This is a genomic window from Sulfobacillus thermosulfidooxidans DSM 9293 (assembly GCF_900176145.1).
GTDB classification, from domain to species: Bacteria; Bacillota; Sulfobacillia; order Sulfobacillales; family Sulfobacillaceae; genus Sulfobacillus; species Sulfobacillus thermosulfidooxidans.
The window spans coordinates 112,482-138,094 of sequence record NZ_FWWY01000002.1; the positions used below are offsets into that span (position 1 = coordinate 112,482).

Annotated in this window: 32 protein-coding genes; 11 read left to right on the forward strand and 21 right to left on the reverse strand. The window is 60.3% G+C overall.

The genetic code is table 11. The features are described from left to right. Window positions 1-3 precede the first annotated feature (3 nt). From B8987_RS18505 to B8987_RS18535, 7 genes are all read left to right on the forward strand, one after another. Window positions 4-882: a TRC40/GET3/ArsA family transport-energizing ATPase gene (locus B8987_RS18505; protein ID WP_084662156.1), complete on the forward strand. Its 879-nt coding sequence runs from the start codon at window positions 4-6 to the stop codon at window positions 880-882. Next, window positions 863-1,762, forward strand: a complete 900-nt coding sequence (locus tag B8987_RS18510; protein WP_084662158.1) for an ArsA family ATPase — start codon at window positions 863-865, stop codon at window positions 1,760-1,762. Before B8987_RS18505 ends, B8987_RS18510 begins: the two co-directional genes overlap by 20 nt. A 101-nt stretch (window positions 1,763-1,863) precedes the next feature. After that, window positions 1,864-2,166: a hypothetical protein gene (locus B8987_RS20080; RefSeq protein WP_242940723.1), complete on the forward strand. Its 303-nt coding sequence runs from the start codon at window positions 1,864-1,866 to the stop codon at window positions 2,164-2,166. Then, a complete protein-coding gene (locus B8987_RS18520; protein WP_084662160.1) occupies window positions 2,157-3,452 on the forward strand; it encodes an arsenic transporter in 1,296 nt (431 codons plus the stop codon). The genes B8987_RS20080 and B8987_RS18520 overlap by 10 nt, the downstream gene beginning before the upstream one ends. Window positions 3,453-3,464: 12 nt before the next feature. Beyond that, on the forward strand, window positions 3,465-3,857 hold the full coding sequence (locus B8987_RS18525; protein WP_242940724.1) for a hypothetical protein: 393 nt from the start codon (window positions 3,465-3,467) through the stop codon (window positions 3,855-3,857). Beyond that, complete coding sequence (locus B8987_RS18530) at window positions 3,842-5,209, forward strand: FAD-dependent oxidoreductase (RefSeq protein WP_084662161.1); 1,368 nt, start codon at window positions 3,842-3,844, stop codon at window positions 5,207-5,209. Before B8987_RS18525 ends, B8987_RS18530 begins: the two co-directional genes overlap by 16 nt. 76 nt (window positions 5,210-5,285) lie before the next feature. Then, complete coding sequence (locus B8987_RS18535; RefSeq protein WP_084662163.1) at window positions 5,286-5,606, forward strand: YnfA family protein; 321 nt, start codon at window positions 5,286-5,288, stop codon at window positions 5,604-5,606. Window positions 5,607-5,618: 12 nt separating this feature from the next. Here B8987_RS18535 and B8987_RS18540 read toward each other — a convergent pair whose 3' ends face one another. Both B8987_RS18540 and B8987_RS18545 read right to left on the reverse strand, forming a co-directional pair. Continuing rightward, entirely contained in the window at window positions 5,619-5,888 is a 270-nt protein-coding gene (locus B8987_RS18540) for a metal-sensitive transcriptional regulator (protein ID WP_084662165.1), read from the reverse strand. A gap of 44 nt (window positions 5,889-5,932) precedes the next feature. After that, on the reverse strand, window positions 5,933-6,856 hold the full coding sequence (locus tag B8987_RS18545) for a cation diffusion facilitator family transporter (protein WP_084662167.1): 924 nt from the start codon (window positions 6,854-6,856) through the stop codon (window positions 5,933-5,935). A gap of 154 nt (window positions 6,857-7,010) precedes the next feature. Between B8987_RS18545 and B8987_RS18550 the strand changes: the two genes are divergently transcribed. Together B8987_RS18550 and B8987_RS18555 are read left to right on the forward strand one after the other, a co-directional pair. Beyond that, a complete protein-coding gene (locus B8987_RS18550) occupies window positions 7,011-7,217 on the forward strand; it encodes a glutaredoxin family protein (protein WP_084662169.1) in 207 nt (68 codons plus the stop codon). A 192-nt stretch (window positions 7,218-7,409) separates the two neighbouring features. Further along, entirely contained in the window at window positions 7,410-8,666 is a 1,257-nt protein-coding gene (locus B8987_RS18555; protein WP_423242305.1) for an ISAzo13 family transposase, read from the forward strand. Window positions 8,667-8,782: 116 nt separating this feature from the next. On the opposite strand, the gene B8987_RS18560 is transcribed toward B8987_RS18555, so the two are convergent. After that, complete coding sequence (locus B8987_RS18560) at window positions 8,783-9,394, reverse strand: cation efflux transmembrane domain-containing protein (RefSeq protein ID WP_084662171.1); 612 nt, start codon at window positions 9,392-9,394, stop codon at window positions 8,783-8,785. 285 nt (window positions 9,395-9,679) lie between these two features. Next, window positions 9,680-10,270 carry a recombinase family protein gene (locus tag B8987_RS18565; protein WP_084662173.1) on the reverse strand — a complete coding sequence of 197 codons (591 nt, stop codon included), beginning with the start codon at window positions 10,268-10,270 and terminating at the stop codon, window positions 9,680-9,682. A gap of 140 nt (window positions 10,271-10,410) precedes the next feature. Here B8987_RS18565 and B8987_RS18570 point away from each other — a divergent pair, with 140 nt between their 5' ends. Next, window positions 10,411-13,410: a Tn3 family transposase gene (locus B8987_RS18570; protein WP_084662175.1), complete on the forward strand. Its 3,000-nt coding sequence runs from the start codon at window positions 10,411-10,413 to the stop codon at window positions 13,408-13,410. Between the two features lie 33 nt (window positions 13,411-13,443). On the opposite strand, the gene B8987_RS18575 is transcribed toward B8987_RS18570, so the two are convergent. Continuing rightward, complete coding sequence (locus tag B8987_RS18575) at window positions 13,444-13,905, reverse strand: sigma factor (protein ID WP_176213292.1); 462 nt, start codon at window positions 13,903-13,905, stop codon at window positions 13,444-13,446. A gap of 77 nt (window positions 13,906-13,982) precedes the next feature. Beyond that, on the reverse strand, window positions 13,983-14,627 hold the full coding sequence (locus B8987_RS18580) for a hypothetical protein (RefSeq protein ID WP_139793608.1): 645 nt from the start codon (window positions 14,625-14,627) through the stop codon (window positions 13,983-13,985). Between the two features lie 84 nt (window positions 14,628-14,711). On the opposite strand from B8987_RS18580, the gene B8987_RS18585 reads away from it, so the two are divergent. Further along, window positions 14,712-15,977, forward strand: coding sequence for an IS256 family transposase (locus B8987_RS18585; protein WP_084661984.1), 1,266 nt, complete (start codon window positions 14,712-14,714; stop codon window positions 15,975-15,977). Window positions 15,978-16,062: 85 nt separating this feature from the next. Here the strand turns inward: B8987_RS18585 and B8987_RS18590 are convergent, their stop codons facing one another. From B8987_RS18590 to B8987_RS18665, 15 genes are all read right to left on the reverse strand, one after another. Beyond that, window positions 16,063-16,491, reverse strand: coding sequence for a hypothetical protein (locus tag B8987_RS18590; protein WP_084662181.1), 429 nt, complete (start codon window positions 16,489-16,491; stop codon window positions 16,063-16,065). A gap of 64 nt (window positions 16,492-16,555) precedes the next feature. Then, a complete protein-coding gene (locus B8987_RS18595; RefSeq protein ID WP_084662183.1) occupies window positions 16,556-16,912 on the reverse strand; it encodes a hypothetical protein in 357 nt (118 codons plus the stop codon). Between the two features lie 29 nt (window positions 16,913-16,941). Beyond that, the gene (locus B8987_RS18600; protein WP_084662185.1) at window positions 16,942-17,286 is read right to left on the reverse strand and encodes a hypothetical protein; all 345 of its coding nucleotides are present in this window, start codon (window positions 17,284-17,286) and stop codon (window positions 16,942-16,944) included. 65 nt (window positions 17,287-17,351) lie between these two features. After that, complete coding sequence (locus tag B8987_RS18605) at window positions 17,352-17,891, reverse strand: hypothetical protein (protein ID WP_084662187.1); 540 nt, start codon at window positions 17,889-17,891, stop codon at window positions 17,352-17,354. A 38-nt stretch (window positions 17,892-17,929) separates the two neighbouring features. Further along, window positions 17,930-18,241: a hypothetical protein gene (locus B8987_RS18610; protein WP_084662189.1), complete on the reverse strand. Its 312-nt coding sequence runs from the start codon at window positions 18,239-18,241 to the stop codon at window positions 17,930-17,932. 793 nt (window positions 18,242-19,034) lie between these two features. Continuing rightward, complete coding sequence (locus B8987_RS18620; protein ID WP_084662193.1) at window positions 19,035-19,316, reverse strand: DUF4326 domain-containing protein; 282 nt, start codon at window positions 19,314-19,316, stop codon at window positions 19,035-19,037. A 199-nt stretch (window positions 19,317-19,515) separates the two neighbouring features. Then, entirely contained in the window at window positions 19,516-20,307 is a 792-nt protein-coding gene (locus B8987_RS18625) for a hypothetical protein (RefSeq protein WP_084662195.1), read from the reverse strand. 60 nt (window positions 20,308-20,367) lie between these two features. Then, window positions 20,368-20,748 (reverse strand): single-stranded DNA-binding protein, encoded by a 381-nt coding sequence (locus B8987_RS18630; RefSeq protein WP_084662197.1) that lies wholly within the window; start codon window positions 20,746-20,748, stop codon window positions 20,368-20,370. 107 nt (window positions 20,749-20,855) lie between these two features. After that, complete coding sequence (locus B8987_RS18635; protein WP_084662199.1) at window positions 20,856-21,287, reverse strand: hypothetical protein; 432 nt, start codon at window positions 21,285-21,287, stop codon at window positions 20,856-20,858. Between the two features lie 90 nt (window positions 21,288-21,377). Further along, complete coding sequence (locus B8987_RS18640) at window positions 21,378-21,815, reverse strand: hypothetical protein (protein ID WP_084662201.1); 438 nt, start codon at window positions 21,813-21,815, stop codon at window positions 21,378-21,380. A 150-nt stretch (window positions 21,816-21,965) separates the two neighbouring features. Further along, window positions 21,966-22,208, reverse strand: coding sequence for a hypothetical protein (locus B8987_RS19500; protein WP_139793609.1), 243 nt, complete (start codon window positions 22,206-22,208; stop codon window positions 21,966-21,968). A 106-nt stretch (window positions 22,209-22,314) separates the two neighbouring features. Continuing rightward, window positions 22,315-23,439, reverse strand: coding sequence for a hypothetical protein (locus B8987_RS18650; protein WP_084662205.1), 1,125 nt, complete (start codon window positions 23,437-23,439; stop codon window positions 22,315-22,317). Next, window positions 23,423-24,184 carry a hypothetical protein gene (locus tag B8987_RS18655; RefSeq protein ID WP_084662207.1) on the reverse strand — a complete coding sequence of 254 codons (762 nt, stop codon included), beginning with the start codon at window positions 24,182-24,184 and terminating at the stop codon, window positions 23,423-23,425. The genes B8987_RS18650 and B8987_RS18655 overlap by 17 nt, the downstream gene beginning before the upstream one ends. Window positions 24,185-24,236: 52 nt before the next feature. After that, window positions 24,237-24,737 carry a phosphate-starvation-inducible PsiE family protein gene (locus B8987_RS18660; RefSeq protein ID WP_139793610.1) on the reverse strand — a complete coding sequence of 167 codons (501 nt, stop codon included), beginning with the start codon at window positions 24,735-24,737 and terminating at the stop codon, window positions 24,237-24,239. A 14-nt stretch (window positions 24,738-24,751) separates the two neighbouring features. Further along, window positions 24,752-25,492, reverse strand: coding sequence for a hypothetical protein (locus B8987_RS18665; protein WP_084662211.1), 741 nt, complete (start codon window positions 25,490-25,492; stop codon window positions 24,752-24,754). Between the last annotated feature and the right edge of the window lie 121 nt (window positions 25,493-25,613).

Here is a 25,613-nt window from a genome sequence, read left to right on the forward strand (position 1 = left end):
CCGATGGGCTATTGGTTCTTTTCCGGCAAAGGCGGCGTGGGGAAGACCTCCCTCGCCTCCGCCACGGCGGTGGCGCTGGCCGCGGCCGGGCAGCGCATCCTCTTGGTGACGACCGATCCGGCGTCCAATTTGGCGGACGTGTTTCAGCAGGCGATTGGGCCGGCACCCCGGGCGATTACCGGGGTGCCGGGCCTGATGGCGCAAGAAATTGATGCGGAGGCCGCCGCGGCCGCCTATCGGCAACAGGCGTTGGAACCCCTGCGCGGCATCTTGCCGGACGCCATGCTGGCCACCGTGGAGGAGCAAATGAGCGGGCCGTGTACGGTCGAAGTGGCGGGTTTTGACGAATTTGTGCACTGTATGCTGGCGACCGATTATGACGGGGTCGTGTTTGACACGGCGCCGACGGGGCATACTTTGCGGCTGTTGGCCTTGCCGGCCGCCTGGTCCGCGCACATTACGGACGCCAGTCAAGGCTCCGGGCAAACCTGCCTGGGGCCGGTGGACCAGTTACGCACGTCCCAGGCGCAATATGACAGGGCCCTCCAGGCGCTGCAGGATCCCGCCCGGACGACGTTTGTCTTGGTGACCCAACCCGAGCGGGCGGCGGTCGCGGAGACGCTCCGGGCCGCCGACGAACTGCGGGCGTTGGGGTTGGTGGAACCGCAGATGGTGGTCAATGGCGTCATCCCGCGGGAGGCCGCCGATCACCCGTTTTTTGCCGCACGCCAGGCGATGCAGGAGGCGGCTATCGCATCCTTGGAACAGGCGTGGGGCCGTCCGGCCCGCCGCATTCCGCTGCAGGCGGGCGAAGTGACGGGGTTAGCGGCCTTGCGCGATTTGGGAAGGTGGGTGATGGCGGATGTCCCCAGTGCCCGCTAAGGGGTCCCGGCAGCGCATCTTTCTCGCGGGCAAGGGCGGCGTCGGGAAAACCACCCTGGCGACGGCGGTGGCCGTGGGGCAGGCCCACGGGGGGCGGAAGACCCTGCTGTTGACCACCGATCCCGCGGCCCACACCGGGCTCGTCTTGGGCACGGCGGTCGGGGAGGATCCAGTGGCGGTCCCCGGGGTGCCACACCTCGACGTCGCCCGCATCGACCCCGCCGAGGCCACCGCCCGATACCAGGCGGATATCCTGCGCGAGGCCGAGATGCGGTACGCGCCGGAGACGGTCGCACGCTTGCGCGAGGAGCTGAATTCCCCGTGCACCGAAGAAGTCGCCGTCTTCCGCCGGTTCTTATGGGCACTCCTGACGGATGCGTATGAGACCGTGGTGTTTGATACGGCGCCGACTGGCCATACGGTGCGGCTCCTCAGCCTGCCGCTCAGCTACCAGCAGCAGTTGCAGGTGAAAGCCGCCGGGATGGAGGAGAGCCGGGCGGTCGACGACGCCGAAGCGGCCACGATGGCGCAGGCGTTGGCCGTGCTGCGCGACCCCCACCAGACGATCTGGGCATGGGTGGTCTACCCGGAAGCGACGCCCATCCGGGAAGCGCAGCGCGGAGCCGCCGAAATGGATGCCCTCGGCGTTCCCCCGGGGTGGGTGTTCGTCAACCAAGTGTTGCCGGAAGCGGCGTGTGTCCATCCGTTGTTTCGGCAACGCTACGCCATGCAGCAAGGCTATCTGGACGGCTTGAGCGGTCAGTTTCCCGGCGCGGTCCAGATGCCCGTGCCGCTCTTGGCGACCGACGTGGTCGGTTTGGTGGCGGTGGAAGAGCTGTTGGCGGCCATGCCGCCAGGAGTGGCAATGGGGGCCCATTAAGGGCCCCACGATATCACAGGAGGGATCGTACGATGGCGAACCTGGCGATTGTGCTGTTGTCCGGCCAGGACAACCCCAGCCGCGCGAGTGCCGGCTTGCATGTGGCGAAGCGAATTTACGACGCGCGGGTGGAGAACGGCATTGATGCGGTGGAAGTCTTTTTGTTTACGGAGGGTCTGAAGGTGCTGGGCGAGACCGACAGCGACCTCCGCCAGCTCATCCAATGTACTGCAGGGGCTGTCGATTTCGGAGGACGAGGCCACGTGGCTGCGGAGTCACCAAGTGGGGGCCGCGTGCGCCATCCCCGTGGCGGCTCCGGTGGAGGATGTCTTGGGGGCCTCGGAATGATGGTGTTGCGACGCCGCAGGCCGTGGATGGCGGAGGAGACCCGGGCATGGCGGTAGCATTAGCCGTCGGACTATTTCTCGTGGTTCTTGTGCTCATTATTGCCCAACCGCGGGGTCTCTCGATTGGATGGACCGCGCTGGGTGGGGCGATCGTGGCCCTCCTGCTGGGGATTGTCTCGTGGACCAACGTCGGCACGGTGGTGGGGATTGTCTGGGATGCCACCCTCACCTTTGTCGCGGTGATTCTCATTTCGCTCATTCTCGATGCCGTGGGCTTCTTTGAGTGGTCGGCGCTGCACATGATTCGCGTCGCCCGCGGGCATGGCCTGCGCTTGTTTCTGCTCTTGGGTGTCCTGGGAGCGCTGGTGGCCATGCTGTTTGCGAATGATGGGGCTGCCCTCATCCTCACGCCGATTGTGTATGAACAAGCGAAAGCGCTCAAACTGGATCCCAAGGCGACCGTGGCCCTTATCATGGCCAGCGGCTTTATTGCGGATACCACGTCGTTGCCACTGGTGGTCTCCAACCTGGTCAATATAGTCTCGGCCGGCTATTTCCATTGGGGATTCGGATCGTATGCCCTCCGCATGGTGCCGGTAGACCTGGTGGCGTTGGGGGCGAGTCTGGGGGTGTTGTACCTCTTTTATCGTCGCTCCATACCGGCTTCGGTGACGACGGCCGACTTGCGATCGCCGGTGTCGGCCATTAAGGACCCCCGGGTCTTTCGGGCGGCGTGGGTCGTGTTGGGCCTGTTGCTTGTCGGCTATTTCGCGAGCCAGTTCCTGCATTGGCCGGTGGCGATTTTTGCGGGGGCGGCGGCGGTGGGTTTATTGGTCATCGCCCACCGGAGCCCGGTGGTCCCCATCCCGTCGTTGGTGAAAAATGCCCCCTGGAAAATCGTCGTGTTTTCGATCGGCATGTATGTCGTGGTCTTTGGTTTGCGGAACGTGGGGCTCACCCATCTGTTGGGCACGGTGTTGACAGCCCTGGGGACCCATGGCGCCGTCGCCGGCATTGTGGGCACGGGGGTCGTGGCGGCCGCGCTCTCCTCGGTGATGAACAATATGCCGACCGTGCTGATCAATGCCTTGGCGATCCATGACGCGGCGGTGGGACCGACCCTGCACACGGCCATGGCGTATGCGAACGTGGTGGGCTGTGACTTGGGGCCCAAGTTCACCCCCATTGGCTCGCTGGCCACGCTCCTCTGGCTGCACGTGTTAGAGCAGCGCGGGGTGCGCATTACCTGGGGCTATTACATGCGGGTGGGCGTGACGCTCACCATTCCGGTGCTCTTGGTCACGTTGATAGCGCTTTGGGGCTGGTCTGCCGTCATTGGATAGGAGGGATGTCTCATGCAAACCTATGCGGTGGACGTGCGACGAAACAATGCCCAGCACGTCGTGGCGACGACCCGGGATTTTTCCCTGACGTTGGGGGCGCGGCGGGGCGACGCCACCGCCGGGTGCAATCCGGTCGAAATGCTGTTGTCGGCCCATCACGGCCATGGCCATTCAGCTGACCGGGGTGCGCCACGATCAGCCGCCCCAATTGGTCTCGGTGACCTATCCATCGACGGTCCAGACCGCCGTGGCCGAGGCCCGGCTGACGCGCTTGGTGGAGACGGCGAAACGGAACAGCACCGTCTTTCAAACCATGGCACTCGCGATCCCGGTATCCGGCACCGTGGTGCGGACCGACGAAGCCGCGCCCATCTAAGGAGGTTATCCCTATGGCTCATATTCTGATCATCGGCGGCAGTGATGCCGGCATCAGCGCGGCGCTGCGCGCCCGAGAAGTGGATCCCACCGCCCCCGTCACCATGCTGGTGGCCGATGCCTTTCCCAACTACAGCATCTGCGGTCTGCCCTTCTATCTCAGCGGCGAGGTGGCCGATTGGCACCAGCTCGCGCATCGCACGCTGGGCGACATTGAATCAGCGGGCATCCGGGTCCGGTTGAACACCCGGGCGCTCGCCATCGATCCGGCGTCACATACGGTGCGGGTGCAAACTGAGAGCCAAGCCCCCGAGACGGTACCGTATGACAAGCTGGTGATCGGCACGGGAGCAGAACCCATTCGACCGCCCATACCGGGGGTGGATCACCCGGGAGTCTTCTTGCTCCATAGTATGGCGGATAGTTTCCGGGTGGCGGCCCATCTGGACACCCACCAGCCCCAGCGCGCGCTCATCATTGGGGCGGGCTACATCGGACTGGAAATGGCCGATGCCTTGCGGCACCGCGGACTGGCCGTGACGGTGGCGGAACAGGCGCCGGCCGTCTTACCGACCATCGATCCTGACTTGGGCGGGCGCCTGGGGACGCATCTCACCGCCCACGGTGTTGCGGTCCGGACGGGCATCCGGATCGAGCGCATCACGCGAACGGGTGACACGTTGCACGTCACGGGGTCCCCCAGCTTCGCGGAGGACACCGACCTGGTCTTGGTGGTGGTCGGGGTTCAACCCGTCACGGACCTGGCGCACGCGGCGGGGTTGGCCCTGGGCCTGAAAGGCGCCATTCCGGTGGACCGGACGATGGCCACGGCACTGCCCGACATTTACGCCGCGGGTGACTGTGTTGAAACCTATCATCGGTTGCTCGGCGCGCCGACCTATTTGCCGCTGGGGACGACGGCGCACAAGCAGGGACGGGTCGCGGGTGACAATGCGGCCGGGGGTGACGCGCACTTCGCCGGATCCCTCGGCACCCAGGTGGTCAAAGTGTTCGACTGGGCCATTGCGCGCACGGGCTTTCGCGATCACGAAGCCGTGGCGGCCGGCTATCAGCCGCAGACGGTCGAATTCACGGCATGGGACCACAAGGCTTACTATCCCGGTGCCCGCGAGCTGACGTTTCGCATCACCGGCGATCGTGAAACGGGCCGCCTCTTAGGCGCCCAGATGCTGGGGCACTGGCAAGCCGCGGTGGCCAAGCGCATCGATTTCTTTGCCATGGCGCTGTATCACCAGATGACGGTGGCCCAATGCTTGGAGGTGGACCTCAGCTACACACCGCCTTTGGGGAGCCCCTGGGATGCGGTGCAAATGGCCGCGGAGCATTGGTTGCGCGTGGCGCGATCGGGCCGTTCGAGATGACGATCGGGCGCCCGTTTGCGCCCCGGCGTCACCATCGCGCGGCAGTCAAAAATCCGAAGAACGCAGGAGGACATCGATGCTTCGAGCTTATGTCCTGTTTTTTTTCGCAGGTCTCGCCGAAATTGGCGGCGGTTACCTCGTCTGGCAATGGCTGCGCCATGGTCGATCCCTTGTGGTGGGGTTGTTAGGGGGCGCCATCCTCTTTTTGTATGGCATCATTGCCACGCGTCAGGAGTTTGCGTCGTTCGGCAAGGTGTATGCGGCTTACGGCGGGGTGTTCATTGTCCTCGCCGTGCTCTGGGGTTGGGGCATTGACCATCGACGCCCCGATGTCTCGGAATGGATCGGCGCCGCCATCTGTCTTGTCGGCGTGACCGTCATGCTCTGGCGGCGGTAACGGGCACCCGGTCTAGATGAAGTACTGCGCAAACGCCGTTTTGATTTCGGCAATTTTCGCCTCGGCGTTGCCGGTCTCGACCGCGTCGACAATGCAACTGTCCATGTGGTCCTCAAAGACCAGACGGGCGACCCCATCCAGTGCCGCGCGAATCGCCGCCAGCTGAATCAAAATCTCCGGGCAGTCCCGATCGCTGACGAGCATCTCCCGGACTGCGCGGACATGCCCCTCGATCCGCGCCATGCGATGAACCATCGGTTGGCGATTACGCGTGCGTGACATCGTGTCCCTCCTCGATCCTTTCGTTGCGTCGGCGGGGCGTGCCCTTACCAGGGCGGCTCCGGATGGGCTTCGTCGCCCGTTTCGACCTGGATCGTGGAATGCGTGATCCCATATGGCACCAGCACCTCGTGCAACTGGCAGAGCACGTCTTGGGGTGGTGGCGCGGCGGCGGTCAATGTGACATGGCAGGCCAACGCCGGGGCCTCGCTGCTCACGGTCCACACGTGCAAATCATGGACGGCATCCACGCCGGGGACGGCAGCCATCTGGGCTTCGATTTGCGCCAGCGGGATCGAGGCCGGGGCGGCTTCCAGCAACACCCGCACGGTATCCCGGACGACCCCCCAGCCGCCCCAGACCATCAGGACGGCAATCACCAGGGTCACCACAGCATTGACCGGACTCCACCCGGTCCGCCACAACACGGCGGCCGCGAGCAAGACCCCGAGGGACCCCGCACTGTCTGTCGCCAAATGCCAGAGCGCGCTCCGGCGATTGAAATCCTGCGGATCGCGAAAACCCCAGGCTAAGACGCCATTCGCGATCAGCGAGACGCCTGCGGCCACCGCCATGATGCCCGCGTTCGCTGCCGGCTGCCGCCAGTGTTGTAGGGCATCCCACCCTAACGCGCCGGCCATCACCCACAACAGGAGCGCGTTGGCGAGGCCGGCGAGCACTTCCAGACGCCCCCAGCCAAATGTAAAGTGGGCGGTCGGTGGCCGGCGCCGCTGGCGATCGGCATACCAAGCCAGCCCCAGCGCGCCCACATCCCCCAGCGAATGCGCCGCATCCGCACCCAAGGCGAGGCTGTGGCCCCACCAGGCGCCGAGTGCTTTGGCGACAATGAGGACCACGGTCACGGCGATGGCGCGGCCGAACCCGTTTGCGGGCCCGTGACTGTGGTGATGATGCTCGGCCGTGGCGACAACCTCCTCTGTTTTCGCGTGGTGGGGATTCCGCCTTGCCATATCCCCCCTGAGGGGATCGTATGCGAAGGAAGACGCTAATGCAATCCACCAATTTTAGGGGCGTCGCGGATCGATCCATGACGGGCCAGCATTTGACAGCACCGAGGAGGATGGGCGTGCGTTCACGGATCCTCACAGGCTCTGCGGGCGCGAGATGGCGTGGCTGTCTCACCATGGGATTGCCTTTGAAGAGCGTGATATTACGCAAAACGAACAGTGGATGGACGAGTTAATGGCGCTGGGTGCCAGCGCCACCCCGACCACGGTGATTGAATGGGACGACCAACGCGAGGTTATCGTCGGTTTTAACCAGGCGAAACTCACTGACCTATTGCTTCACGATGATTCTCAGCGCGAGTGACGCGGGAAACGTGGCCGCTCGGGACAGCTCGTGCATGCGGCGGCGAAACGGCGGCACTGTTATCAGACGGTGCCGCCGTTTATTTCCTTAAGGAGACCTGAAATTACAACATACGAATAGGAACATTTGCTGGACATTGGCTCTACGTCTTGTTATGCTGCGTTGGGAAACTCTAACAAGGGAGCGAACACGATGCAGGCTTTTGATTGGAACGAGGCGGAGCGAGAGCATTATCGTCGGATGTTTGAACTGTTAGCCGGCCATCTCGATGAGAAGTCCACTCGGCTCGTAGGGGCAGCGATGGCGTTGTCGCTAGGAGCAGGCAGTCACAGTGCCGTTCGGGGGATCACGGGGCTGGCCATGGATACCCTACAACTCGGCGTCGCACAACTGCGCGGTGACGTGGCTCTTCCGGCCGAGAGAATCCGCCGCCACGGCGGCGGCCGTAAGGAGATTACCGAGATTTATCCGGATCTGGTTCCTGCCTTACGCAAACTGGTGGAAGCGGATACACAAGGGGATCCGGAATCGCCCTTACTGTGGACCTCGAAGAGTCTCAGTCATCTGGCGGATGAGCTGACGACACAAGGGATGCCGGTAAGTGGGAAGACGGTCTCCCGCTTGCTAGCTGCCGAAGGTTATTCGATGCAAGCGAATCGCAAGCGATTCGACCGGGGGAGCGATCACCCGGACCGCGACCAACAATTTCAGTACATTGCCGCGCAAGCCCAGGATTTTCAAGACCGCGGCCAGCCGGTGATTTCCGTGGACGCCAAAAAGAAGGAAACCATCGGCAACTTTAAAAACGGGGGCCAAGAATATCAGCCGACGGGCGAGCCCGTCGCAGTGAATGCGCATGACTTTCCCGACCCGGCGCTCGGTAAGGCCATCCCGTATGGTATTTATGATCCGGTGAGCAACACCGGTTGGGTGAGTGTGGGGATTGATCACGATACGGCCGAGTTCGCCGTCGCGAGTATCCGCCAATGGTGGGACCAGATGGGCCGTACTGCCTACCCAAACGCGACCGAGCTTTTCATCACCCCCGACGGGGGTGGTAGTAACGGGTATCGGCTCCACGGCTTCAAGCTCGAACTACAGAAGTTCGCGGACGAGACAGGCCTCACCCTGCGGGTCAGTCACTTTCCGCCCGGCACGAGCAAGTGGAATCGCATCGAGCACCGCATGTTTTCGGCCATCAGTCTCAATTGGCGCGGACGCCCCCTCACGAGCCACGCCATCGTCGTGAAATTAATTGGGCATACGCGTACCAAGACCGGTCTAAAAATTCAGGCTGCGTTGGACACCAACGCCTATGCGACCGGAAAAACGATCGATAAGGAGGCCTTAGCAGCGTTGAACATTGAACGACCCGACGATCAAAATTCACAGTGGAACTACATTATCCGGCCCCATGTCAATGCCGATCACTCAGAGGTCGTAGGTTAAAATTTTATGGCTCCTAACGTGGTGAATCACGGGCGATTGGGGGCGAATAAGCAGAACGTGCCGCCAGGTGGTTTAGCGTACAGGACTTCGTGGGGTTCTTTTGACCATCGACGCGGTCATTCTTCGTGCGCTTCTTCCCAGGCCTCCCGCGCTTCCCGGACCACCCAATAGGCGATCAGTAAAGCGGCCAGGGGATCGACCCATGTCCAGTGAAAGGCCCAATTCGCGGCCAGACTCACCAAGGCCGTGGCCGCCATCCACGCACACACCACGCTTTCGGCGGCGTCGGCCTGCAAGGCTGCGCTGCCCAAGGCCTGCCCCAGCACCCGTTTGGATCGGGCCAGCCAGACCATCAGCGCGACAGAAACCGCCGCCAAGATCATTCCCAAGGGACTCGCGGTTTCGTGGAGATGGCCGAACAGCTCCCACGCCGCCGCCCCAACAAGGTACAGCGCCAATAGGCCCAAGAGGCCGGCGGCCCATCGGGCAGCGCGATGCTCAGCCGCCTCCACGGTTTCGGCATCGCCCCCGCGCACCTGGAGCGTCAACCGCTGAACTAAAATGCCGGCGGATAGCTGCTCAATCAGACTATCGGCACCGAACCCGGTTAACGCGACGGAGTGGGCTTGGACTCCCGCCCAGAGAGCGCCGGTGGCTTCAATGATTATCCAACCGATGGACACCCACTCCAACCGGAGCGCACGACGCGCCATCTGTAGGGCTTCCATTCCGATCCACTCCTCTCGTGGACGATGCTACGGGAGTCCGCCCGGACCATCCGTCCCCGCGCCGACCTACTCCTTGGGAACACCGCACCGCCGTTGGTATTCATGGCCAATTATACGGGACCGCGGTGGGTATCACCACACCATGCGGTCCATTCCGGAAGCATTTGCGGACCTTGCGATGCCTTCCGGATGGGTCGTCGTGGGAGGAAGGTTTCGGGACATTCGGGGGCGTTAGTACCGTAACGATGGGGCTGAACGGCACCGTTCAGCCCTCTTCCTAGCGCCCTATTCCGGGTGCCCGATCTGGCGTGCTAAACGATACAATGTTGCGCGACTCACCTGCGTCATCGCACAAATATCATTGACCGTCAGATGATTGCGATCCCGGGCCGCCAAGAGTTCCAGCGCATGGGCGAGGCCTTTGTGATGGGCCGTGTAGGTCCGGGGACGTCCTTTGTAGACCCCACGGGCTTTGGCCGCGGCAATGCCTTCGAGCTGACGTTCCTTGATCAGGTCGGCCTCAAATTCGGCAATCCCGGCCAACACCGTGATAAGGAGCTTGCCAATCGCGGTGGACGTGTCGACCACATCCCCGCCCATATTCAAGACGACGAGCGACACCCCCCGCTCGGTCAAGGTCGCCATGGTATTGAGGGCATCTTGCGTACTGTGGGCAAAGCGGTCCAGTTTCGTGACCACGACCGTGTCACCCATCGTGAGGCGATCAAGGAGCGCCGAAAATTGGGTGCGATGTTTGAGGGATCGCCCGGACAACTTTTCTTGGAAAATTTTCTCGCAGCCGTAGGCGGTCAATTGCGCGACCTGCGTGTCCAGACTTTGGGTGGTCGAACTCACCCGGGCATAGCCGTAAATCATGGGGTTTTCGCTCCCGTTTCGGTATGATTAATGAGACAAGCATACGATACGCCGGAAACGGCGACAACCCGTAGCTGGCAACCTGTCTTAACTGGGTGTACCCATGTGAGACATGAGCGCAATTTCCCACGGGAGGAGGGATTCCCACGCCGGTCAATTTCCTCACCGAGGAGCAGGCGACGCAATACGGCCAGTATGCCGGCGACCCGTCCCCGGCCCAACTCGCCCAGTATTTCTATCTGGACGATACGGATCGCCAATTCCTTCGTCCGCTCCGCGGGGATCGTCAACAGCTGGGATGGGCGGTGCAACTGGGGACCCTCCGGTTTCTCGGCACGTTTGTGGAGGACTGGACGACCATCCCCACGGCGGTTATCGATTATGTTGCTGGCCAGTTGGCCATGGCCGTTCCCGATGGTATGGCGCGATACGGGAGTAGTCGTACCCGTCGAGAGCATACCCTCCGGATGACGGCGTTGTACGAATATCAACCCTTTGAGGCCCAACCCGGCCACTGGCGTGTGGTGCGGTGGTTATACCAGCGCGCCTGGCTCACGGCCGAACGTCCGAGCGTGTTGTTTGATCGGGCAACGGCGTATCTCGTGGAACACAAAATTCTCTTGCCCGGGGTGACCACCCTCACCCGGCTGGTAGCCCAGGTCCGCGATCGGGCCCAAGGACGACTCTGGCGGCGTCTCGCCGCCGTGCCGAGTGCCACCCAACGAGACGCGTTGGAAAGCATCTTAGCCGTCGACCCCAAGACCCGCCAAACCGCGCTGGATGGGCTCCGCCGTGCGCCCACCCGCCCCAGCATTCGAGGATTCCACTACGCCCTCGACCGGCTCGATCAGCTGCGGGCGTTCGGGGCCGCGGGCTGGAACCTCCGCGCTATTCCCCCAACGCGATTGGCCGCCTTGGCGCGTCATGCGGCCACGGTCCGGGCGCAAGCACTGGATCGGATGCCGCCGGACCGGCGGCTGGCGACCCTCGTAGCCTTTGTCGTCGTCTTCACGATGCGGGCCCAAGATGACGTAATTGCACTCTTTGACCGCTACCTGACCGAGCTGTCCGCCCGCACGCAGCGCCGTTCCGACAAAAAACGACTGCGCACGCTCCGGGACTTGGATGCGGCGGCCCGCGCGCTGCGCGAGGCGTGTGCGGTCCTCCTGCAAGACGAGGATCCCAAAACGGATTTACGGACCGCCATTTTTGCCCGGGTGTCAAAGGAGGCGCTCGCCACCGCCATCCGCCAGGTGGATACGTTGACCCATCCGCCGGATCAAAGGATCGCATTCCAGGAGCTCTGGCCCCACTACCCGATGATTCGTCAGGTACTCCCACGACTCCTCGCCACCATGCCCTGGCAGGCGACACCGGCGGGTCAAGGCACCTTAGAGGCCTGGCACTTTCTCCGGGATCACGAAGGCCATGCCACGCGGAGTTGGCCCGAAGCGCCCATGACCGGCATGACGACCACCTGGCGAGCCGTCGTCGTGGGGGAAAACGGCCGGGTGTCGAAGAAAGCTTATACCTTCTGGGTGTTGTTCCGGATGCTGGAATTGATGCAGTCGCACGACCTGTATGTCACCCCGAGCGAACGCTATGGCGATCCCCGGTCCCAACTCCTGCAAGGCGCGGCGTGGGAGGCGGTACGCCCGCAGGTTCTACGCACGCTCAACTGGGCTGCAGATGCGGAATCGGCCTTAGGCCCGTTGCGAGAGGCGCTCGACACGGCTTACCAAACGACCGCCGCGCATTGGGAAACCAATCCCGCCGTCCGACTGGAAGCGTTTGCGGGTAAAGACCGCCTGGTGTTGAGCCCGCTAGACCGGCTGGAGGACCCGGTCTCTCTGCGCCGGCTACGGAGCCGGGTGGCGAGCTTGCTTCCGCGGCCCACGTTGCCGGATTTACTTCTGGAAGTCCATCACTGGACAGGCTTTGCCGACGCCTTCACCCACGTAAGTCAGGGGGGCGAACGGGTCAAGGATTTGGCGCTCAGTGTCTGTGCCGTTCTACTGGCGCAGGCGTGCAATATCGGTCTCGACCCCGTGGTACATGCGGGGATCCCGGCGTTGGAATATGATCGGCTCACCTGGGTGGCGCAAAATTACGTCCGGGCTGAAACGCTCACGGCCGCCAACACCTTATTGGTGGACTACCATGCGCAACGCCCGCTCGCGCAGATCTGGGGGCAAGGCGAGGTCGCCTCGGCCGATGGTCTGCGCTTTGTCGTGCCAGTTCGCACCCTGCATGCCGGCGCTAACCCGAAGTATTTCGGCGCGGGCCGGGGCGTCACCTATTACAACTTTACCAGCGACCAGTTTAGTGGATTTAATGCCTTAGTCATCGCCGGGACTCTTCGCGACTCCCTGAACGTGTTAGAAGGGGTCCTTGACCAGCAAACCGGACTGCATCCCCACGAAATCATGACGGATACGGCCGGGTACAGCGATCTGATTTTTGGCCTGTTTGGGTTGCTGGGCTACCAATTCAGCCCACGTCTCGCCGATATCGGCGAGGCCCGCTTTTGGCGCATCGATGCGGAGGCCGATTACGGGGTGCTCAATCGCCTGGCCCGCCAGCGCATTCGTGCCGACCTCATTCTCCGCCATTGGGACGACATGTTGCGGGTCGCGGGATCGTTGAAGTGGGGGACCGTGAATGCCACCGCACTGATTCAAGCTCTGCAGCACGGGGGGCGACCGACCCTGCTGGGGCGCGCCATCGGGGAACTCGGTCGGATTTACAAAACTCGGTACCTGTTGGCTTATTTGGATGACGAAAGCTACCGGCGGCGGATTCTCACCCAGCTGAATCGGGGCGAAGCGCGACACAGTCTCGCCCGGACGGTGTTCTACGGGAAACGGGGCGAATTGCATCAAGCCTACCGCGAAGGTCAAGAGGATCAACTGAACGCGCTGGGGTTGGTCGTCAATGCCATTGTGCTGTGGAATACGCGATACATGGAACAGGCGCTGGCATTAATCCGCCAGCGCGGAACCACGGTGTTGGACGACGACGTGGCGCGTCTCTCCCCGCTCGGGCATGACCACATTACCATGTTGGGGCACTACTCCTTCGAGGTCCCCGAGGTCGTCGCGCAAGGTCATCTCCGGCCACTATCGTCGTTGGATGAGTAGGTACCCAATCCTATTGCCATTTTCGTTCCATTGCTACAGAAACCCCAAATTAGCGGCTTGTTGCACAAGTTCGGCCCATAGTTCCTGGGTCTCCCAGGTGTCGCTGGGATTGTGGCCCGGATCAACGAGCGAGTCGGCGAGCTGGCGATCATGATGAGGATAAAGAGGGGCGTTGAGAGATGCGGCGGTATTCAGAGGCCGATGTTTAAGCCGCGACGCCATGCGAGCGGCGGTGGCGAGCCGGTGTTTGACCACGTGGCGGGCCCACGCGGAAAACACGCGATGATAATGTGGTTGATACGTTTGAACGGCGATCCAAAACGCGAGACTGGCTTCCTGATACAGATCATCGCTTGTGAGGCCCGGGAGGGTGTAGCGCGTAGCTTCGTGGCGTAACCAGCCGCGAAAACGGGCGAAAAGCGCGGTAAAGGCGTCGGGGTCGGACCGAGCGCGGTGGGCGAGCCTATTTAAGGTCCAAAAGGCCCACCGCGTCACATGGCGCGGCAAACGCCGGGGAGCCGTCGTGGGGGGATGGGATGGATGTGCGGGCTGCTACATCATCAAGAACCTCCTTAAGACACGGTGTGAAGTGAGGCGCGGTGGCACTGGACCCAATAGGGTTTCCACCAGCGCCACGCGGCATCCCAAGCTGGCCAACGGGGCCACCCGCGGATGGGGGTCATCGTGCCGTTCAGGGAGCGCGACGAGGTGCGCCAGGTGTTCCAAAACTCCATGCGCCACGTTGCCCAGATAGCGGTCATCCAGAGCACATGGCGCCACTCGGGATCAGCGGGCCACGGGATGGTGCGCCACGTATGGGCCCAGACAGGCGGATCGATTGGATGCGTCATCCACCACGCATCACCAGGGAGTGCAGGAAGCTGGATGGTGGCGTGAATCTCGGTGAGGGTAACCCCATGATGTTGGGCGCGCCAGAGGAGCCGCCATAATTGATGATGCCCGGCGATGGCTAAGAAAAACCACCAACCCCAGTGGGGAAGGGGAGAAGCGGCATCCGTCAAGCCGTGATCGTGGTCCCAGTGCTGCATCAGCGTGACGTAATCGGACCGGTGAGGCGGACCACCGGGGAATTGTTGGACCATCCAGGAGAGGGTGGTGTGATCGGCGGGAGTGACCGGCCATGTGATATCGAGCCACCAGCCCCGAACGGTCGGATCATGCGGCCAGGGAAAGGGAATGGGAGGAGAATGCCCCATTTTTCGTGGAAATTGAAACTAGCGATCCTGATGGCTCTCTGGTTTACTAGAGAGGTCTGAACCCATCTTGAGGAGGAATCGCTAGTGACTACCAGTATAAAGAAAAAATCGCTTCCCGAACAGTCGGTGACGGTGCCGTGGGTGGACATCCTCCAGGATGCCGAAGACGGGTTATTGGCGCTGTCGATCCGGGTCGGATTGCAGGTTTTGCAACAGATGATGGCGGCCGAGGTGGAGCAGTTGGCAGGGCCTAAAGGCCGTCATGATCCGCAACGCCAAGCGGTCCGACACGGGACCGAAGTCGGCAGCGTCTTTTTGGGGGATCGCAAAATCTCCGTTCCGCACCCCCGGGTGCGGGCCGCTGATGGCTCGGAGGAAATTCCGTTAGACACCTACCATCAGTTTCAGGACCCGACGCTGGCGACACAAGCCGTACTGGAACGCATGCTGTATGGCTTAGCGAGCCGCCAACAGCGCCATGCCGATGCAGCCTTTGAAGCCGCGATGGAGCAGCCAGGCCCCAGCAAAAGCACGGTGAGCCGCCGCTTTATCCAAGCCACCCAACAGGCCCTTGACCGCTTTCTCCAGCGCCGGTTGGATGACCGGACGTGGGTGGTGGTGATGATCGATGGTTTGCGTGTAGCGGACCATCTGGTGGTGGGCGCCTTAGGGATTGATGCGGACGGTCACAAGCGTGTCTTGGGATTGGTCGAAGGGGCGACAGAAAATCATACCGTAGTCATGGCCTTATTGCAGGATCTCATCACTCGCGGCCTGACGGCCGCGCAGGGATTACTCGTGGTCATCGATGGGGCCAAGGCCTTAGCCAAAGCCGTGCACGACGTCTGGGGAGACCAAGTCCTCATCCAACGCTGCCAAATCCACAAGCAACGGAATGTGCTCGACCACCTGCCGAAATCGGCCGAAAATCGGGTCCGCCAGCGCTTACGGAAAGCGTATCAAGAACCGGATGCGGACAGGGCCGCGCAGGCATTAGAAGCGCTCGCGAAAGAGCTCGAACGGGATCATCCCGGCGCCGCTGGGAGTCTCCGGGAAGGACTGGCGGAAACGTTAACCGTCCATCGATTGGGCCTGCCGGGCCTCTTACGCCAAACGTTGGCGAACACCAATGCCATGGAATCCATCAACAGTCAATTTCGGACCCATGCGCAAAATGTCAAACATTGGACCAATGGGCAACAAGTCTTACGCTGGTTGGCGTCGGCGAGCTTTTTTATCGAAGACACGTTGACGCGGATCCCCGGCTATCGCGAGATTCCCGTGTTGCAAACGGCCTTAAAAGCCACGTGTTCCAAAACGCCGGAACAAAAAACCGAGCAAATCGGTTAAATCACGAGAAAGGATGCGCTAGCGAAATTCCACGAAGCTTGGGACAACCTCGAATGGGAGGCATGAGAACACCTTCTTGGAAGAGTTAAGGTAGGGGCAAGAGGGTGTGAAGCCGGCCGAGTAAGCGGGCATAATCGGGTCCGGTGTGATCGGGCAACAACGGCACAGGCCATCCGGGCCACTCATCCCACCGGATTTTGCGCGAGCTGGGGGGCCATAGTGGCCAGGGCACCAGCTGCCAGTGATCGCGATCACGGGCGAGCAGAATAAAGACCACGCTGCCATAGTGGGCACTGGCGGTAAAGAGTTGACGACTAGGACGGGTGAGACACCGGGGAGACAGGCCCTCATCGGGTACACAATACACGTTAAACCCGAGGGCTTGCAAGGTTTCGCTATGGAGTCCCACGTAATGAATGGTGGGACTAGACGTCGGTTCGATGCGCCAGAGATAGCGGTCTTGATAGATCTGATGGGTGGCGGCTAAAGCGGCGGCAAAGGGTTCAGGAATCATGAGACAATCCTCCGAAACAGATGATGGGGTGAGCTGAGTATAGCACAAGTCGAAACGGATGGCGTTATGGCGTAAGGAGCGCGTGGCGTAACACCTGGCGCAGGTGATCGGCCCACGTGGGATCGCGGGCTGTGAGGGCGTGAAAGCATTGGGCAAGCCATTGGCTCACGCCGTCAGGCGGATCTGTCTGCAACACGGGCGTCAAGGCGATAAAGGCCGTTACGTGGCGAGAATCCTGCTCACAGATCATAGCGGTGAGGGAGAGCCATAACGCCACAAAAAGCTGTTGGGTGGCGGTCCAGGTGGATGAGGGTGCAGGAAACACGGCGCGGGCGAAGGCGGTTACGGTGTTGGATGGCAGACCCACCTGGCGACAGGCCGTATAAGCGGCGTGCAGGCGAGTCCGGGCTGTGGGAGACATGGGATCCCTCCTCAAACCATCAGGAAATCTTAATTGTAAAAGGCGTCTTGCCAGATCCGCACCTGGTCGAGAGAGAGCAGCCGCCGGTCTTTTAAGGTGTCTAATAACGTTTCAAACGCGGTCACGGACAGATCGTGGCACCATTCCCAGGTTTCATAGCGACACGCGGCGCACGTCACCGTCAGGTGTTCGGGGATTTTGACGCAGGCTGTGCTGCTGGATCCGCCGACGCCATGAATGCGGATTCCGTTTTGATAGACTTCGTGGCTAGCGGGGGTATAACGTCGTGTCAGCGTTTGCGCACCGCATTTGGGACAGGTGGTCAACGTATTGGCGGGCAGCAGGACACCTTGAGTCCAAGCTTGAGATTCCATCGGGGGTGTTTGCTCCTTTCTGTTTTTAGGCGTCCGTGAGGGGATGTGTGGGAACACGGGATAGGTCACGATTTGTCGGAAGGCGGAGGCGGAATGAGGGGATTGTGTGCCATAAAGAGCACGCGCGTCACGGCCCACTGACACAAGCCGGAGCCGAGAGCACCTTGGTACGCGCGGGTTTGGGCGAGCAGGGGACCAAATTCGTGAAGATGGCTCCGATGATAGAGAAAGTGCGCGGTGGTGTAGACGATCAAAGCGGGGAGCGTCATAGAGCCGTAGTGAGAGAGAATGAGGGTCATGGCGTGTGCGACGGACGGCGGAAGCGGCGCCAGAGCGGGGGCACTCTCGGCGGGGCGGATATGAATGTGACCATCGGGCAGGCGGGTCCAGGACAACCGGAAGTCGCTGGCCAGGTATTCGAGCCGCTTCGCGAGGGCCGGGCTAAACGGTCCGTAATAGGAAATGCCGAAAGGGTAGCCTAAAGGAGTGGCGCCTTCCGTTTGCAACAGGTACACCAGCCGCTGGAGGCGTTTGGGGGTCAGAACGACGGACTGGCCGGCGGCTTGATTAACAAAGTGGAGCAGAATCTCGTCAGGGAGCATCATGATCACCGTCCTAGCTTCTATCAGTGAGAAGAATGAAATTACGAAATAGCGGATTGCCTTGTGAGACGTCCGGCATAGGGCGTATGCCGCAGGGCGCGAAGCAAGGCCCGGCGACTGCGTGGCGTCATCTGGTGGAGGGTCAAGCGGCTGATCAAGTCCACACGTTCGGTCCAGGATAAGGCCGCACAGACCGTGTGCCAGAAGGTGAAAGGAATCGCGGGACAGGCGCCGGCATCCAGCAGGATGGGATGGGGGGGCGCGAGCGCTGTTTTGAGCCACGCCGTCAAGACCGTGGCTTGACAGGGATCCAGGGGGTCATAGGCGGTAAAGGTCCAACGATTCAGCGGCATGAGTTCACCTCCGGTCATGAATGCGCAATGGTTGGCATTTTATTATGCCAACCATTGTGAACAGGTCGCATCAAAATGCCAACCATAAACCGAAGGGACAGCCAGCCCGGCCGCGAGGGCGGGCTAGAGAAGGATGCCAAGAAGCGGAGAAAACAGGGTTTTATCCAGTTTCCATGCGGAAAGGATATTGAAAAGCGAAGATAAACAAAAAAATCCCCCCGTCTGGTGACGGGGGGATTGTCGCACGAAGCGGTCGTTGAAACATCATCATCCCCATCACGCGCTGACGAAACAGGTGCGTACTCTCTCGGGCCGGAGAGAGCGCCTTACGCCGCGATCTCGCCGCGCTGTCTCGTCAGGTCATGGGGTTTAAGGCGCAACAGGTGCGTACTTCCTTTGGTTAAGGAAGCGCCTTACACCGCGATCGCGCGATGCTGTCACACCGGGTCAGACGGGTTTTTGGCGGGATTGGGGCTCGTTGCCCCGAGCCCCAATCCCGCCAAATGCAACCAAACCAAACTAAAACATTCGCAACCGTGGCGGCCGGTCCTGCCCCGACTCAGGCACCAGGTGTTCCAAATGAACCCAGACGATGCCTGTCCAACCACGACGGCACTCAACACGGGGAGCCGCGTTGCGGTCGAGCCCGTCATCTCGCCGGGCTGCGCCATGATGGGAGGACGGGGTACATCAAGAACGCGCGCTTCACGGGACGGGCGAGCCCGCACGGTGTCCAACAAGGGTTGTAGCAGAAGAACGAAACCCCGCCCCCTGAGGGGCGGGATAACGTGCGTTAAAGCTGATCAGCCAATTCTGCTAACACGTCGCCGTGACATGAGTGAGGTTTGCACCAACAGCCGAGGGTTTTTCCTTTCAGTTCTGGTAAGGCCGCCAAAAGCTCTGGCTGATGTAAAATCCACTCCCGGTAAGCAGCAATGGCAGCGTCTCGCGATGCCACGACGAATTGGGCTTTCGTCCCCGGTTTGTGAGAAAAAGGGTTGCCCCACTTTGAGGGTCGTCCGATATACACGTCATAGGCCGCCTTTTTGCAATGGACAACGCGTGTCGAACTCATTGGTGATCCGCTCCTTTGAGGTAGGGTATGAAGAACACCAAGGCTTGTATCGCCCCCGATCAGGGGGTGATAGACGGAGAAGGTATGGCAGGCATACGAGCCACGAGACTCGTCCGCAGGTGAAAGGGATGGATTGCGTACACAAACGCTACACCCACAGGTGGATAGTCAGACGGAACTTCAGGGGGTGAGCCGTCTCTTAAAACGACGTGGGGTCGCGCTGGTCCCAGACTTCACGGGACGGCTGAGCGCGTACGGCGTCCAACAAGAGATGGTCGGGATTCGCAGCGAATTCGGCGGCCAACTGAGTCCGTAGGGTACGGCCCATGCGGTCGACGAGTGGCCAGATGGGTTCGGGGCCGGTAATGTCATAGGATCCGGCTAAGACGCCCGTATAGCGGGGTTTGTCAGCCCAAATTTCGCGGGAGCCGTTGGGGCGATAGATATCCACGGTATAGGTGAGGGGAGTCCGAATGCACCCGACGAAGACGTGGAAGAGATTTTGGGTGGGATCGATGAGATATCCCCACTCCATAAAGAGCCAGTCACATGTATCCGGTGTAATCGCTGCGTCGTCGTCGTCAGAGCGTTCGGGATCGTGTTGATGATAGTGTCCATAGGGATCAGGATAGCCCGTGAGGATCTGGTTGAGAGCGAGGGTGTTGAGGGCTGCGGTAATCTCAGCGGAGAAGGTCTCCGGCTCTGTAAGACGCTGTTGATAATCCCAGAGGGCGAGGACGCCGCCCAGGGTGTGGGGATACGGACGGACGTGACCGCAATAAGGGCAAACGCCTTGGGTTCTGACGTCGCGCCAATCTGTGGCATGCAGCAGGGTTTCCACAAACCTGTCGAGCGTGTGGTCGCGGGTCCGAAAGTCTTGCAGATTCTGCCACACCTCGCGGCCCAAGCCGGTGGGATACGAGTCAGAATGATTGTAGCAGGCGGTCCACTGCGTGGGGGTGCCAATGCCGACAAAACCGTTGGTGGACATGGTAGGAACCTCCTCAGAAAAAAAGGCGCGCAGGATATCCTGCGCGCGGGATGGGAAATCTTAGAAGGGTAACTCATCGGGCAACTCGTCTGAACTGCCATCGGCCGGGACGGTTGCTTTGCTTTTGCTGTCGAGGAACTGTACCGTATCGGCCACGACTTCGGCGGCTTTGCGCTTGCTGCCATCTTGGACCTCGTAGCTGCGGATTTGCAACCGGCCTTCCACGGCGATGAGGCGGCCTTTGGTGAGATTGTCCGCGACGATTTCACCCAACTTCCGCCATGCGACACAATCGATAAAGTCGGCTTCACGCTGACCTTGGGCGTTGGTGAAGGGGCGATCCACGGCGACGGTAAAGCGGGTCACGGGGGTGCCATTGCCCAGCATCCGCAGTTCGGGATCCCGGGTGAGACGGCCAATCAAGATCACTTTGTTTAACATGTTACAACACTCCTTTAAGGGTTTTTGGATGAAACAACTAAAAGGGCTAGCGGGCCTCGGCTTGGGCCGGGCCCGCTAAAAATCTGCGAGGCAGCGCATTCTACGATTTAGCGAGCTCGCTGAGGAACGGGTGGCGTAGGCGCGGCGGTGACAGTAATAGTGAAGGAAGTCCCGGGATGCGCTTGAACCTGGGTTTTGATAGCGTCGGAGATGGGATCGGCAAAGTTATGATCCACATTGACATCGAAGTCAAACGGGCCGTATAAGATACAGGAGGACAGAGTGACGGAGATGGGCCGATAGAAAACGTAGGTGATATCCGGTATAGCGCTGTCGGGATCGTCACATTCTTCATCAATCGTATGTAACATGCCGACAAACAGCAATCCAAAATCCTGAGAGGTGCCATCGGTAATAATATCAATATGGGGATCTACGAATTTCATACCATCTAATTGGGCGAAATACAGATGCCAATCTAAAGTGTGCCGATCATTGGCTTCATGTTTGGTCATGACATGTTGTGCGTGAATAATCATAGAGATTAACACTCCTTTGCATTGATTTTTGTAAGAAACAATTCAAAAGGTAGCGGGCCTCGGCTTTAGCCGGGTCCGCTAAATTTTGTCTCAGCAAACCTCATCGGTTTCAGACCAGTTCACCGTAAACGATGACGTGGGATGATGCTGAATGGTACGAACGACCGCATCACAAATTTCGTAGGGAAAGCGCCAAGATGCTCCAATGGTGAGGGGATCGGCTCCCAGGGGACTCCCGATGGGCAACGTCATGTCCAGCGGCCGAAAGAGCATGGTCCATGTGGCTCGGCGTTCTGTGCGATGGATTTCGCGGCCCACAAACAGCAATCCGCGAGCGGTGTCATCGCCGACGGTGATAAAGCCAGAATCAGAATCATGAAAAGGATAATAGGCCATATGATTGATCTGGGCCAAATAGAGATGTCCGTGGATGGTGCGATCAGCCGTCGTGGTGCGCTGACTCATCATGTGATCACCGTGAATCATCATAGGCAGAATCTTTGTGGGAACGATAACGTTGGTAACCATGAATTGAACACTCCTTTGAAGTGATTGTTGTAAGAAACACCTCAAAAGGCAGCGGGCCTCGGCTTTAGCCGGGTCCGCTACCAGCGCATGTCGTGTAGAACTCAGAGGGCACACGACGCTCTTTAGTGCATAGTTGTATACGTAGGCCGACTATTGGACGTGGAACCAGTGACGGATACGGGATTGATACCACGGGGCATAGAGCCATACGGGGAAGAGGATAAACGGGAGTTGCCCGCTGTACCAGATCAGGGATTGATGGGTCATGAAGGCATTGACAACAAATACGGTAGACGCAAAGGCAATTTCAAGGATCACCATATGATGCCAGCGAGCGGCAGTGTGGAGAAAGGCCCGACGCCAGACAAACGCGTGTGTAAACCAGCGGAACATGCGGTCACTCCTTTCGTAATGGAGACAGGGAATACAAAAAAAGGCCCCGGTAAGGGCCTTTACAAGATGGGGCCAGAAGACCACTAAGCAACCCCAACACGGGAGATTAGGATGAGGACACGGTAGCCCGCCGCGTTACCGATAACGGAGGGGTTGCGGTCGGGATGTTCGGAGGATCCGCGAGACCAACAGCATGGCGCCAGGTGGTCATGAGTGTCGGATCGGGCTGGGCATTGATCGGCCACGTGCTCAGGTCAGTGTGGGGAGCCGCGACACGGTTGATGGCTTGGCGAGCGGTCTCTAAATCGGGCCACGTGACAAGCGGACCCGATTCGGGCCAAAAGTGCCAGACAGGAGGATCAGTGGCATGTTTTCCTGGGGTGGCACACCCCAAGGTCCATCGCGGCGGCGTGCCCGGTTCGGCCACATTGAGAAACTGCCAGGGAACGGTGTGTTGACTTTGGTGCGTGAGTGCTTGAAAGCGCCAAGCCGCGGCGACTTCGGCGTGATCAGTCAAAATATGGCTATCGACGCCTTTTTCGGGTAACAGACGATCATTGGAACCCCATTGGGATGCCATTTGCTGGCGTAACGCTTTGGGTGTCGGAGCGAGCTGAGGCGGTAGGGGAAAGAATTCCCATTGGGGACCTTGGGGTGTGATCCGACTGCGAAAGGCGAGACTTTGCGCCGAACCGGGTGAAACCGCAGCTTGCTGCCAAATGCCGGTTAAAGCCGTCTCTGTGGTCTCCAGAATTTTTTGACGACGATCCGTAAAATTTTTCCAGGCTTTGTGCCATAACGCCCAGCGCGGATCCGCACGCAAGGGCATATCCGCAACGAGACCCTGATCATGGGTATGCCGTTCGCAGAGAAATTGGGCTTGCTCGAGAGTTTGCGTATAGCCTAAAATTCGCGGGGGTTGATGAAAATCGATCCGGTCTTTGCCCATATGCCACCGGCGGTAATGGTGCGGTTGCACGACCAGATAGCCCGCATCAGCTTGGGGATCTTTCCAAATCCAAGCCGGTTGATAGGCTTGATCGACGGTGCTACTGGAGCGAGAAAAGAGGCTATTAAAAAAGGTGACGCCGCCATCACCCGCAATCGTGCCAATGGCCGCGCCCGCGAGCACATTCAAACCATGGATGCTGCCAAATAAGGAGCCGATCGTCGCCCAACCAAATCGGAGCAAGGTGTTATACCGCGATTTTTTATCAACCGGCGGTGCCATGGGTCATCACCTCAGAAGCCGGATAGCCCGTAAAGTAGCCAATGCCCATCGCATGCCAGAGCAGGAGTTGACTCCCCCAAAGCACCCAGGGATCACGAGACCAGGTGTCATTCACCGTGTCGAGCTGCGGTAAAATCGCCGCCAGCCATTGACCGATCGTGCCGCCATCGGTCCAGTCGACAGCCTGATTAAACGGGATAAAGCGGGGGTCATCGGCAATAAACAGACCGGGTAGAGCGGGATAGGCCCACCCGGGTTGCCCGCGACGTGTCGTCCGATGCCACAAGGGATGCCACGTGGTATGGGCCAGATCCGCCGTAGAGGACGTGGGAGCCACTAACGCGTGGGCGTTCGGCCAATGCTGTCCCGGAATCTTGGGCACACAGTAAAGAAAATCAACGACATGGAGAAATTTCCAAGGCGTGGGCGGTGTCGGGACCGGCGTCCAATCGTCATCATCATCGTCCTCATCATCCGCATAGGCAAACAGAATGGTTTGGGGAAACCACTGGCGCAAATCGTCTTGACTGACGCCAAAGCGATATTTCCACCAGAGGCGCCGATGATCGGGGGACGGGTAGGGAAGAAAGGTCGTGTCATTCAGCCAAATGCCAGTTTTGGTCACATACCCGTTCGGAACGGACCAATCCTCCCCGTAAGGCGACTGCGTGAGATGGGCCAAAAGGCGGTTCGCGGTGATCGTCCAAAACGGGTTCCAGCGCGGAACAAGCGGTGAAGACGGCATGCGGGTCATCCTTTCTGAGGGAATAGGCTATCACACAAAGTGCCCAATCCGCTTAATCCGCGGACTGGGCTGGCAGCAAGACGAGGACGGCGCTCAAAATGAGCAGCCCGACAAACAACGGCCCGATGGTGACCAGCGGAAAGGTGGTAGCGGTGGTAATCACCACGAGCAAGCGCCGGACGGCCGCCAGCCACAACAAGGCGAGAAAGGGTTTTAACGGCAAATGGTGGGTCGAGAGGGCGAGGCTCAGGCTATGCAGCAATTCCGCCAGCATGAGCAACAAGAGCAGAGGGTCCAACAGCGTCAGCACATGGGCATAAGTCCACGGCCCGTGCCAGAGATCCCGCCCGATCAGCACGAGGACCGTGCCGCCCAGGAGCCACGTGCCTATCAGTACCAGGCCCATCATGACATCGGCACTTCGCTGCACCCACGGAGCGAGGCGCGACGGCGGAGACGGGGACGGATCGCTGAGTGATGGGGGTGCATTGTCCCACAAAGTCCGAAAGCGCGTCAACAAATAAACCACCTCCTGAGGATGAGGACAATCCAAGGAACCCTACGGTATTACACCAGGGTTAAAACGACAAGAATCAACCACGCCACGACCAGTAGCCAAGCGGCCGACACCCGTTCCGGTCGGGCCATGATCCATCGAATCAGGTCCGGCCGGCGTTGGGCCTGCGCATGGCGCAGCCAATTGGGGGAAGGAATGGCCCGGGCGTGTTCCGCGGCCTGCACTAACGCCTCACGTAAAGACCACGGCGTGTCATCAAACTGCCACAAGGCATCAAAGCCCACGGCGGAATCAGCGTGGGACGGGGTGAACGTAATCTGGGTGACGACAGGCAATTCGAGCAGAATGCGATCGGGAACAGTGAAATGGGAGGAATGAATGCGGGCCTGCACCACGAAATAGGGAGATGGCAGGGTAAGAATGTGCTGGATGTGAAACCACACCACAGTTTGCGCGGCGTCAAGACGCCATGTGTCAAACGCATCGGCTGCGTGCGGGGGATCATCCGGATCGCGAGTGAAGAGTTCCCAGCGCCAGACATAGTGCACCACCTCATCGCCGTGAACAGTATGGGTCGAACGAATCGACGTGGTGGCCGCTTCGGGCGTCCACAAATACGACGGCCACACGAGGGTTGATGCTCCGGCTATCCAATGCTGAACAAAACGCTCAAACAGGGCATACAAACTATCCGTGGCGGCCACCGACAACGGAGCATCGAAGTCCTTCGTATACAAATCCCGCGACACGTCCAGCTCGGCAATGCGGGTCAGATAAGTCTCGAAATCCATAGGACACTCCTCCTCAGCAGAGGATACCAAAAATTGGGCGTCACGACGCGGGCAGAAGCACATCACCCCGTGAGAACCGGCCCGAGGGAGCGGAGCATGAGGATCCCAGCCCCCTCAACCC